Genomic DNA, 12,005 nt, shown 5'->3' with positions numbered 1-12,005 from the left:
CGCACGAATTACAAAAACCGCCAACGCGGGACATCATTTCTCACAACCGCCCTCGTCCGCCCGATCAATAGCTGCCCATCCTGACCTTCAGCGTAACCGGCTGTCCGGTGAAGTTGAGGCCGTGGTCGGTCTGGTCGCCATTCCAGTTGCGTTCCATGACCCACTGGCCCTGCGCATCGAAATGCCCCTCCTCGACGCGGGCGTACATATACGGCTTGCCGGCGTTGGCGCCGGTCGCTTCGAGGTGGATGCGGACATGCTGCCCGAACAGCACGAACTCGTGCTCGCCGATCTGCGCCACCGCCACGCCGCCCGACGGCGACTCCGTGCCCGGCGGCGCATCGGTGATGTGGGCCGGGTCGGGCTGGCCGCCCAGCTGCCATTCGCGGAACGAGGCCTTGATGTCCCAGCCCTTGAACTTCAGGCTCTGCGGCGTGCGCGCCTCGGTTTCGGCCAGGCCGTCTGTGCGGCCCTCCAGCGCCCAGCGCGCCCACTGCGAGGCCATTGGGCGGAAGGCTTGGTAGATTTTGCCGAAGGGCTCGGCCATGGCCTTGTCCTTCAGCTTGGAGCCCAGCGGATAGTTGCTGTAGTCCGCATAGTCGACGCCGAACGGCGCCACGCCAATCGCGCCGCGCCCCAGGATCTGGAACAGGTAGCGCGCATAGTGCTGCGCGTTGCCCATCTCCGGCACGAACAGCGCGTTGTCGCCGCGTTGGTACTGCTCCAGCGTGGCCGCCACCTTGTTCGATTCGGACACGTAGATGTCCGGCGCAGCCACGTCGATGTGCGGCGCGGCGGCCTTGTAGATATCGATCACGTCATAGCCCGGGCCGCCGCTGGCGAAGTTACCCTTCCACGGCGCCATCGGTTCGACCGGGTCGCGCAGCGCGTTGTTGACGTACATCGGCAGGTCGTACACCGCCCGCCCCGCCTTGGCCACCTGCTCGATATGGCTGGCGATCGCATAGGCGTGGAAATACTCGTTGGCATACGGGCCATAGACTTGCGACCAGCTGCCGCTGGCCGCGCCCGGCGCCGGCGATTTTTTGCGCGCCAGGACGGCCGGCGGCACCGGCTGGCGGAACGCCGCCTCGGCCTTCGCGCTGAAGTCACGCACGCTGCCGTAGGTGCCGACTTCGTTTTCGACCTGCACCATGATCACGGTGTGCTGCGCCGCGTCGATCCGCTTCAGGTGGCTCATCAGCGCGACAAAGGCCCGGGTGTCGGCCCTGACGGTCTGCTCGCCCAGCGGCGACAAACAGTAGCTGGTCTTGCCGTCCTTGTCGACCATGCGCGGGAAGCGCCGGTTGTCGAACTTCACCCACTCCGGCGTGTAGGCCGGCCCGGTGTTCTTCCAGCTGCCGAACCACAGCAGCACCAGCCGCACCTTGTTCTGGCGCGCCTCGGCCAGCAGCGTGTCGACGTAGCTGAAGTCGAACCTGCCCTCGACCGCTTCGATCTGTTCCCACGCCACCGGAATCTCCAGCGTATTGGCGTGGGCATCCCTGACGGCGGCCCATACCTTGCCGAGCGCGGCAGGATAGTTGCTGGAATTGTGCGCCTGCACGCCCAGCATGATAAAAGGTTTGCCATCGACCATCAGCGCATGGCGGCCGTCCTGCTGGACCAGGCGAGGCATTGCGCCGTGCGCCTCGGCGCCTGCGGCCGCCTGCGCCGCGTTCATCGCCAGGCCGCACAGGCCGAGACGGAAAATACTGGATAGCTTCATCGTGGGTTCGCAAAAGAGAGGGCTGACGTGAAAAGCTCCCGCCGTCGCATCGAAGGCGGGAGCTGGTTTCAGCCGCGGGTCATCAGAACGAGTAGCGCGCCTGCAAGGTGAAACGGCGTCCGGTGTAGTTCACGCCGGAGAGCTTCAGGCCGATGCCCTGCTGGTTGTACGACTTGTAGAGCGCGTCGGTGAGGTTGGACACGTCGAACGCCAACGTGGTGTTCTCGCTCGGCTTGTATTGCACACCCAGGTCGGCCTGGCCGTAGCCGCCGCTCCAGGACGGCACCACGTAGTTCGCCGAATAGCCGTTGCCGGCGTTCGGGCTTGCCGGGTTGCGGTCGATGCCGTCGGTGCCATACGTGCCCCAGGTGTGGACCGCGCCCATGGCCTGCGAACGCCAGCTGTAGGCCAGGCGGGCCGACCATGGTCCCTTGTCGTACAGCAGCGCCACGTTGAAGGCGTTCTTCGACAGGCCCGAGACCGGCAGGTCGCCGAGGAAGCGGCCGTTGGTGTCGCAACCGCCCAGCGACGAGATCAGGTCATTGGCCGCGCTGGACGGCGTGCACCATTGGCGGTCCTTCGGCAAGCCCAGATCCAGACGGCTGTCGATGTAGGTGTAGTTGGCCGACACCCCGATGCCCGACAGCAGTCCCGGCAGCTTGTCGAAATACTGCTGGTAGGCGGCCTCGAAACCTGTGACGCGGCCGTCCGCGCCGTTGACCGGCGAGTTCAGCAGGAAGTTGTGGACCTGGCCGGCCGAGTCGGTGAGCGGGTAGTAGGTGGTCTTGTCGACCACAATGTCCTTGAGCTTCTTGTGGAACAGGGACAAGGTGGCCGAGCTCGACGTGCCGAAGTAATACTCCGCCGTCAGGTCGAAGTTGTTCGAACGGGTCGGCTTGAGCGTGGTGTTGCCGTTGGCCGTGCCGGTGTACTCGATCGAGTCGAGCACGGGATTGCCGGCCGCGTCGTTGTGCGTTTTCGGATTCACGCTCAAGGTGGTATAGGCCTGCATGCGGTAGAAGTCGGGCCGCGAGATCCCTTGCGACGCCGCAAAGCGGAATTGCAGCTCGCTGCCGGCCTTCATGCGCAGGTTCAGGCTCGGCAGGGTGTTGGTGTAGTTGTGGTGGAGCGTCTGCTCGTCGTTGATCGCCGCGATGACCGGCACGCCGACCAGGCCGGCGGCCACCGTCGGCGGCGTAAACAGCGTGCGGCCGATCGCGGTCTCTTCCGTGCGGACCACGCGCAAGCCGACGGTGCCATCCACCGGATAAGCCAGGTTCTCGAAGCCGAACCGCAGTTGGCCGAAGGCCGACGTGGTGCGCTCGCCCTGCTGGTTGCGGGCGATCGGGTCGCCGAACGGCGCCGGCGTCCAGGTGCAGATGGCGTCGCTCTTGTGGGCGGGTTTGCAGACCGCCTGGACGAAGTTGTGCAGCGTGGTGAATCCCGGCGGCGGGGAACCGCCGGTGGTCAGGGCCATGTCCGGCACGATGAGCGGCGCCGGCAGCGGCGTCTTGCCGTTGAAGAAGCCGTTGAAGGCCTGCGTGCCGGTGTTGCCGGCGAAGCGAGGATCGGCCAGATTGATGAACGAGCTCAGCGGCTGCCAGCTGGCGTCGCCGGTGGCCCAGGTCGCGCCGAGCGCGCTCCATTGGCTGTTCGGGGTGTTCGCCTGCGTGAGCGAGCTGCGGTCGGTGGCGCGCACGCCGAAACGCACGTCGTTGAACACCGGATGATCGAAACTGTAGCGGCCGTCAAGGCGCAGCGCGCTCTGGGTGGCCACCGCATGATCGCGGTGCTGCTGGGTGGAATCCCAGTTGTAGCTCGACGGCTGGGCCAGGAACGCCCTGTCCGCATCGTCGAAGGTCAGCGTCGGAATCGAGCCCGACAGGTTCACGGTCTGCTTGGGCAGCCGGCCGGCCAGCGCGGCCAGGTTGTCGCTGCCATCCGTGATCGAGCGCGTGTGCTGCAGGTCCGCCTGCACGACCAGTTGAGGCGACACCCGCCACTTGGTGTTCCACGCGATGTCGGTGGTCTCGGACTCGCGGCCCACGCTGCGCGCGCTGGCGCCGAAGGCGATGCCGAGGTCCTTGGGATCGCGCAGCGTGCCGGTCAACAAAGCGCCGCTGGCGTCGAAGGTGGCGCCGGCGTCGAGCGTGACGTTGCGCGGGTTGGCGGAGGTGTACAACGCGTTCTCCGCCGTGACCAGTTTGTACTTGGACTTGAAGTAGGTCAGGCCGGACAGGATATCGCCCTTCTTCCACTGCAACGCGCCGTACAGGCCGTCGCGGGTGCGGTCGAAGTCGCTGGTGTTCCAGTTCACGCCGGGGGGAACCCAGCGCTCCTGGCCGCTGGTGTCGCCGCTCACGGCGTCGGTGCGCGAGTAATAGTGGCCCACGCCCATGCCGTTGCTGCGCGTGGATATCTCCGAGTGCGACAGGTCGAGCAAGGCGCCGAACTGGCCGAGCGGCGTCTCCCAGCGGTTCGACAACATGCCCGACAGCGATGGCTTGGTGTTGCCGCGCAGGCTGGCGCGCGAGGCCTCGGCCGAGACGGCGGCCTTGAGGCCCTTGAAGTCGAACGGCATCGCGGTGCGCAGATTGACCAGGCCGCCGATGCCGCCTTCGATCTGCTCGGCCGACGGATTCTTGTAGATGTCCACGCCGGCCAGCAACTCCGGCGGCACGTCCTCGAAGCTCAGCGCGCGGCCGCCGTTGGCGGAGAACGAGTCGCGGCCGTTGAGCTCCGAGCGCACATAATTGAGGCCGCGGATCGACACGCCGGTGCCTTCGGCGGCAAAGCGGCCGTCCTCGCCCACGCCTTGCAGCGGATCGGAGCGGCTCAGGGTGCGGTTGATGGTGACGCCGGGCATGCGCTGCAGCACCTCGGTGACCGACTTGTCGGGCAGTTTGCCGATGTCGTCGGCGACCACCGAATCGATGATCTCGTCCGCGTTCTGCTTGAGCTTCTGGGCCGACTGCAGCGCCGCGCGCTGGCCGCTGACGATCACCGTGGGGGGCGTGTCGACGGCCGGCGCGGTTTGCGCCATCACGGCGCCGCTTGCCATCAGGACCAACTGTGCCACACCCATGGCGATCGCTGTTTTTTTTGGATTATTCACTTTAATTGTCTCCTATTGCGTCCATAAGTCCGCGGCCGCTGCGCGGTCGCGAACACCACCCCCGCCATGCAGCGCATGACACGGAGGTTGCGGGCGTCCGCGCCCGCCTTCTCGGTCATTGCATTCTGCAAGGTGTGCTTTGACGCGACAATTACAAAAAGGATCAAACCCGGGACTGAAAATGGACAAGCGACGCGGCGACGCAAGCCTCACGGGCGCGCGCCGCCCGTCGCGGCGGCGGGTTGTTGCCGGTACACGACAATCCGGCCTGGTCGCGCATGGCGAGCGGCGACAGATCGCCGTCGGCCAATTGCATGCCATGTCATCAACATTTCATCATTGTTACGTAAGCTGTTGCCTTGCATGACTTCAGTTTTCCTGTTTCCCTGACAATCGACCTGGATCTATCAAATGCAAATTTTCAAATTCGCGCGCGCACGCACGCAGGTGCCCGCATGAGCCGGCGTCACTTCCTCCGCACAATGGGCAAGTCGGCCGGCGCAAGTGCCGTGCTGGCGACCTTTCCACCGTCCATCCAAAAGGCGCTGGCCCTCCCCGCCAACCAGCGCACTCGCAGCCTGCAGGATGTTGAGCACATCGTCGTGCTGACGCAGGAGAACCGCAGTTTCGACCACTACTTTGGCACCCTGGAAGGGGTAAGGGGATACGGCGATCCCTTTCCGATTCCGGTGATGGACCGGCAAAACCTCTTCAATCGCAAATCGGTCTTCGTGCAGCGCTCTGTCGGCGGGGCGCCCGTGCCTGGCCGGCCCAACTGGCCCCAGGGCCGGGCCATCGCGCCGTTCCGGCTCAACACGGTGCAGGACTTTCCAGTCATGCGCGTGGCCGGGACGCCACACGCCTGGCTCGACGCCCAGCTGGCGTGGGACCACGGACGCATGAACGACTGGTGCACGGTCAAGCAGAACCACGCGATGGGCTATTACGCTGAGGCCGACATTCCCTTCCAGTTCGCGCTGGCGCGGGCCTTTACCATCTGCGACCACTATCACTGCGCAACCCAGACCGGCACCAACACCAACCGGCTGTTTCTGTTCAGCGGCCACAACGATCCCCTGGCGGCTGCGGGCGGCCCATCGACCGACAACAGCCGCGACGACTTCAATCCGGACATGTCCACCGACTACTTGTGGACCACCTATCCGGAGCGGCTCGAAGCGGCGGGTATCCGCTGGCAGGTCTACCAGAACATGGCGGACAACTTCACCGACAACTCGCTGGCGGGCTTCCGCCCGTTCCGCAACGCGTGGTATCGCCGGCCGGGCTATTCGCAATCCCTGCGCGAGCGCGGCACCACGACGCGTGACATCGACCTGCTCAAGGCCGACGTGCTTGCCAATCGCCTGCCGCAGGTCAGCTGGGTTGTCGCGACCGCCGAAGGCTCCGAACACCCGGGCCCATCGAGTCCCGCGTCGGGCGCCGACTACATCGCGCGCGTGCTGGACGCCCTGACCGCCAATCCCGAGAGCTGGAGCAAGACGGTCCTGCTCATCAACTTCGACGAGAACGACGGCTTCTTCGACCACATGCCACCGCCGGCGGTCCCTGCGTACACGAGTTACAGCAGCAATCCGGCGCAGGCGCAGCTCGCCGGTGCGTCGACCGTCGACACCACCGGCGAGTACCATCATGTGCTCAACGGCGCCGATGCGCGCACGCACCACCGCCCCTACGGTCTCGGGCCGCGCGTTCCGATGTATGTCATCTCGCCGTGGACCAAGGGCGGCTGGGTGAATTCGCAGGTGTTCGACCACACATCGGTGGTGCGTTTCATCGAGGCGCGATTCGGTGTGCGCGAGCCGCTGATCAGCCCATGGCGCCGCGCGGTGAGCGGCAACCTGTTGTCCTGTTTCGACTTCGCAAACCCGAACGACAACGGGTTCACGCAACTGCTGCCGGAAACGGCTGCGCGGCGTTCGATGGCGCTGAGCCTGCCAAACACCAAGGTGCCCGCAACACCGGCCACCCTGACGGCGCCCGTCCAGGCTGCCGGTGTGCGTCCGGCACGCGCCCTGCCCTACGAACTCCAGGTGCAGGCGCAGGTGCCGCTCGGAGGCGGCCAGGTGGAGCTCAGCTTCGACAACCTGGGCGAAGCCGGGGCGGTGTTTCATGTGTACGACCGCCTGGCGCTGGATCAGGTCCCGCGCCGCTATACGGTCGAACCTGGCAAACAGCTCAAAGGCCGCTGGAACACCGCGTCGGCCTACGATCTCTGGGTACTGGGACCGAACGGTTTCCATCGCCACATCGTTGGGGACGTGCGCGGCGACGGCAACGCCGCATGGCCGGAAATCAGCCTGCGCGCCGAACGCAGCGCCGGCGAACTGGTCATTGACCTGGTGAACAATGGCGCACAGCCATGCACCTTCCTACTCACCGCCAACAAGTATTACGCGAGCAAGCCGTTGGAAGTGCGCGTCGTCGCACGCTCGAGGAGCGCCGTCCGGCTTCCGCTGGCATCGAGCTCCAACTGGTACGACTACAGCCTGCGTGTGGCTGGCTTGCCGGGCTGGATGCGCCGCTTCGCCGGCCATCTGGAAAACGGCTTGCCGTCGATCAGCGACCCCGCGATGAGCGGGGCAGCGCAACTCGACCAGTACCGCGTCGTTTGATTTTTATAAGGAGCTTTTCATGAAGTGCAGATTTTTCCTTGCCGCGGCCCTGTTCGCCGTGGCGTGTAGCGGCAAGGCTGACGTCATCTACGGTCAGAACCTCGTTGTCAACGGCGATGCCGAAGCAGGCGTGAGCGGCTGGAGCGGCTACACGGGTTACAACATGGTCCAGTCTGTGGACTATGGCAATAACTGGGTGCTTCCCACCCAGCCTGGCCCGGTCGATCGCGGAACCAAGATGTTCGCCGGCCTCGGGCAGTATGCCGTGGGCACCCAGACCCTGGACTTCGGCGTGCCGACAGCCCGGAACAGTTCCTATTCCCTGAGCGGATGGCTAGGCGGCTGGACCGACCAGGGCGATAACGCGCTGTTCTATGTGCAGTTTCTCGATGCGGCGAACAATCAGATAGGAAACGCCGCGATCGGTCCCGTCACCCCGCAGGATCGCCACAACCAGACAGGCCTGTACTACCGGGAGTCCGTGGGTATCATGCCTGCTGGCACCAGCAAGCTGTCGTTCTGGCTATCGATGGAACGTCTCGCTTCGAGCGACAACGATGGCTACGCGGATAACCTGTCCTTCATCGCGCGGGAGACCACCAGCCCGATACCGGAACCAGGCATGGCGTCGATGTTCTTGCTGGGCCTGGGCTTGCTGGTCGGGGCGCTCCGCCGCAAGCCTGAAATGCCGACACGCCCGGTATAACAAGCCGCTCACCTGGCAAGCAGCTCGACACCCAGCGGCTCCAGCCGCAGCGTGCCCGACCACTGCTTGCCGCCCAGTACGCCCGTCATGGCGCCATCGATGGCCACGTCCTTGGCCTCGCCGGTGGTGTTGACGTACAGCGTGCGCCCCTCCACCGTGCGGGCGTAGACCCCGTCCGGCGTCTTCGGCCCCGGCGCGATGCCCAGGCTGGCGTACAGCTGGCGGTACAGCGGCCCCATGATCTGCGGCTGGGCCGGCGTGGCGACGTAGATCGCCCTGCCCTTGCCGTAGTGGTTGACGGTGATCGCCGGCGGCGTGCCGTCGACGTTGGTGAAGCGCGCCAGCGTCTGCGCGGTGGACGGCTCCAGCACCTCGTAGTGGCCGATGCTGCCCTTGACTTCCTCGCCGCCTATCCTGGTCGACAGCGTGCCGCCGTTGTAGAACTCGTTGGTGCGCAGGCCGAACACGTCGGTCAGCCGGCCCGGCAGCGGCGTGTTGAACCACTGGTTGTGCTCGTTGACCTTGTCCGACAGCGCGGTCATGATCACCGTGCCGCCGTCGCCGACGAACTTGCGGATGGCGTCGGCGCTGGCCTGGTCCATCAGGTACAGGCCCGGCACCACCAGCAGGCGGTAGCGGCTCAAATCCTCGTGCGCGATGTTGATGACGGCCGCGTCGATGTTGTCCTTGAACAGCGGCTCGAAGGCGTTGTGCGCCTGCGTCAGGTACGGCGTGTTGAGGTAGGAACGCACGGTGCTGTTGTCCGCCGCGGGCGGGTTGGTCGCCTGCATATTGTCGAACGAGTAGGCGAAGGCCACCTTCGGCTCGGTCATGCGGGGGAAGCCGAGCTTTTGCAGCTTGTCGAACTCGGCCGCGATGGTGGCGAACTCGTTCAGCTTCCACGAGGGGCGGTCGTCGTGGTCCAGCAGGCCGAACAGCGCTTGCTCCTCGCCGCCCAGGTGGCTGTTGTAGGTCCATGCCAGCACCGTCTGCGCGCCCAGCAGCAGGCCGAAGTGCGCCCACATGCGCGAACGCCCCTTGGTGCCGTAGTAGCCCGCGCCGCCGGCGGTGAATTCGTTGAACCAGATCGGCGTCGACATGGCACCCTTCATCATCAGCGCCTCGAAGCCGGAGCCGACCGGCGAGCCGGGGTAGAAGCCCATCGCGCCGTAATGCGTGTAGTCGCGGTAGGTGGACAGGTAGTCGAAGCCCTTGCGGCCGGCGCTGTCCCACAGGTTGGAGATGGCCGGCTTGTCGGGCGTGTTCCTGCGGCGGATCGCCTCCAGGTCTTTCAACGCGCCGACGGTGACGTCGGACCAGTAGCGGCGCAGGTCGATCTGGCGCTCGTAGGCGCCGGGGCCGTCCGCGTACGGCAGGCGCACCTCGTCCCAGTCGCCGATGCGGCGCGACCAGCGCTGCGTGGCCCAGGCCTGGTTGAGCGCGGCGAGGCTGCCGTACTTCGTCTTCAGCCAGACGATGAAGCGCTTGCGGTCGGCCTCGGAGTACGACATGAAGCCGTTGCCGATCTCGTTGTCGAAGCCGATCGCCAGCAGCGCCGGATGCCTGGCGTAGCGCTTGGTGAGCCGGTCAGCGAAGCGCGCCACCAGGCGCTTGTAGTCCGGGTCGCTGATGTTGTCCATGTAGCGCTCGGCCGCATCGAGACGGTTGCCCTGCTGCGTGACCAGGTTAACGCCGGGGTATTTGTGGTGCAGCCACAGCGGCGCCGGCAGGCCGGCGATGTCGACGATGACACGGATGCCGGCGGCGTGCATCTGGTCCATGATCCAGTCGAAGGTGGTGAATTCGAACTTGCCGTCGGCCGGCTCGAAATAATCCCACGACAGGTCGCCCATGCGCACCACCTTGAAGCCGGACTGCTGCATCAGGGCGATGTCACGCTTGATCTGTTCGCGGCTGCGGTCGACCGGCTGGTAGCAGGTGCCGACGAACAGCTGGCCGGCGCCCGGCCAGTCGGGATGGGCGGGCGCGCCCTGCGCCCAGGCGTGGGCCGGGCCGAGCGCGGCCAGCGCCAGCGTGCAGGCGGCGGCGACTTGCCTCAGGCGGTGCGTCATGCTCAATCCTCCCGCGTCAGCGTGACCAGGGCGACGTCGTTGCTGTGCATCGTCACGTTGACGTCGACCGCGCCGATCTTGCCGACCTTGAGCACGCGGTCGGTCTCGGGCAGGTCGCGGGTGAGTGCGTGCAGCTGCTCGACCTGTGCCGGCGTCAGCGTCTTCGGCGCGCCCATCTCGATGTAGGCCGAGTAGGCGTCGTTGGCGCGGAAGCCGCTGCGGTGCACCTGCAGGCGGTACTTGCCGGGCTTGACGTGGCTGATGCGCACAGCCAGTGGCGCCGACGGCGACGACGGCACCACGCGGCCGTAGAACGGCCGGTTGCTGACCTTCTGCTCCGGCTGCTGGAAGTCCCACACCAAGGCGGCGACCTTACGGCCGTCCGAGGACGCCATCACCTGCGCGTCGGCGACCGGGATCTCGTTGCCGCTCAGCGCGTGCAGGTACTTGTAGGCGAAATACGCGGGCTTGCGGATGCCCTGCGGATTCAGCAGGCCGAAGCCGCCTTCGAACGGCTTGGTCGGCGGGCCCGGCTCTTCGAACAGGTCGGTGTAGGTCCAGTAGCTCATGCCCTGCACCAGTCCCTTGCTGGCCTTGAGCTTGCTGAGGATGTACGTCGAGCTGATGTAGGAATCGTGCACCAGGTCGCGCGGCGTGTAGCTGGTGCTCCATTCGGTGAAGTACAGCGGCAGCTTGGGGAACTTCGACGCCGAGATCTGCTCGCGCACGCGCCGCACGTCGCCGACGATGGCGTCCGGCGACGGCGACAGCTTGGTGTCGCCCTCGCCTTTCTCGTCGAGGAAGCCGCCGTCCACGCCGTAGGTGTGGGTGGTGACGAAATCGACGGCGGCGCCGCTTTTGGCCACGTGCTCGAGGAATTCCGGCACCCAGGCGGCGCCGGCGGTGGATGGCCCGCCCACGCGCAGCGCCGGGTCGATGGCCTTGATGGTGTTGGCCGTGTTGACATACAGGTCGAAATACGCCTTCTGGTCGGCGCGTTCCCAGAAGCCGTCCAGGTTGGGCTCGTTCCACACTTCGAAGAACCAGCTGCGCACCTCCTCCTGGCCGTAGCGCTGCTCGATGTGGCGCACGAAGGCCGCGATCAGGTCCTTCCATTTGGCCGGGTCGGGATGCGAGGTGTTGCCTTGCCAGTAGAAGATCTTGTTCTGCGAGGTCGCCATGGCCTGCGGCGTGAAGCCCAGCTCGACGAAGGGCTTGATGTGACGGGCCAGCATCTTGTCGTACAGCTGGTCGAGCTTGGTCCAGTCGTAGATCGTCTTACCATCCTCGATCCGCACCGTGCCCAGCACGTCGTGGAAGATGGCGTGGAAGCGCAGGTAGCGGAAGCCCAGTTCGTCGACCGTGGTCTTCAGCTGTGCCATGCTGTCGTCACGCTGCAGCGTGCCCGGATAATCGGAGCCGACCGACAGGTCGTAAAAACGGTCGAGCGGCTTGAGCGCCTGCGCGGCGTCCACCACGATGCGGCGCGGCGCGGGCTGGCCGGCGTCGGCCGCCGACGCGGCCGACAGTGGAAGGCAGAGCGAGGCGATGGCCGCCAGGCAGGTGGGACGGAAGTGCTGCATTGATACGGTCTCCTAGGCTAGTTATTGCCGGGATGCTAGCACCTGCGACCAGCATCCGGCATGGGAGAAGTAACCGTTAGTACATTTCATTAAGCCGGTTGGTGATTTGCATAATTCCGGCGCGGCGCCCAGGGGCGGGCTCGTCAATTCTGTTGGCCGAATTGACG

At 65.7% G+C, this 12,005-nt stretch carries 6 protein-coding genes; 2 read left to right on the top strand and 4 right to left on the bottom strand.

What is annotated here, in order from left to right:
* Positions 1 to 64 precede the first annotated feature (64 nt).
* Both AC07WS_RS10520 and AC07WS_RS10515 read right to left on the bottom strand, forming a co-directional pair.
* Positions 65 to 1,729 (bottom strand): DUF5597 domain-containing protein, encoded by a 1,665-nt coding sequence (locus AC07WS_RS10520; protein WP_494729005.1) that lies wholly within the window; start codon positions 1,727 to 1,729, stop codon positions 65 to 67.
* Positions 1,730 to 1,811: 82 nt separating this feature from the next.
* Positions 1,812 to 4,844, bottom strand: coding sequence for a TonB-dependent receptor (locus AC07WS_RS10515; protein WP_494729004.1), 3,033 nt, complete (start codon positions 4,842 to 4,844; stop codon positions 1,812 to 1,814).
* Positions 4,845 to 5,299: 455 nt separating this feature from the next.
* Here AC07WS_RS10515 and AC07WS_RS10510 point away from each other — a divergent pair, with 455 nt between their 5' ends.
* Positions 5,300 to 7,477, top strand: coding sequence for a phosphocholine-specific phospholipase C (locus tag AC07WS_RS10510; protein WP_494729510.1), 2,178 nt, complete (start codon positions 5,300 to 5,302; stop codon positions 7,475 to 7,477).
* Positions 7,478 to 7,496: 19 nt separating this feature from the next.
* The gene (locus AC07WS_RS10505; RefSeq protein WP_494729003.1) at positions 7,497 to 8,183 is read left to right on the top strand and encodes a PEP-CTERM sorting domain-containing protein; all 687 of its coding nucleotides are present in this window, start codon (positions 7,497 to 7,499) and stop codon (positions 8,181 to 8,183) included.
* Between the two features lie 8 nt (positions 8,184 to 8,191).
* On the opposite strand, the gene AC07WS_RS10500 is transcribed toward AC07WS_RS10505, so the two are convergent.
* The gene (locus AC07WS_RS10500) at positions 8,192 to 10,255 is read right to left on the bottom strand and encodes a beta-galactosidase (RefSeq protein WP_494729002.1); all 2,064 of its coding nucleotides are present in this window, start codon (positions 10,253 to 10,255) and stop codon (positions 8,192 to 8,194) included.
* Between the two features lie 2 nt (positions 10,256 to 10,257).
* The gene (locus AC07WS_RS10495) at positions 10,258 to 11,838 is read right to left on the bottom strand and encodes a GH39 family glycosyl hydrolase (protein ID WP_494729001.1); all 1,581 of its coding nucleotides are present in this window, start codon (positions 11,836 to 11,838) and stop codon (positions 10,258 to 10,260) included.
* Between the last annotated feature and the right edge of the window lie 167 nt (positions 11,839 to 12,005).

Source organism: Duganella sp. GW821-FHT01E12 (assembly GCF_059422325.1).
This window is presented reverse-complemented; position numbering and strand designations above follow the sequence as displayed.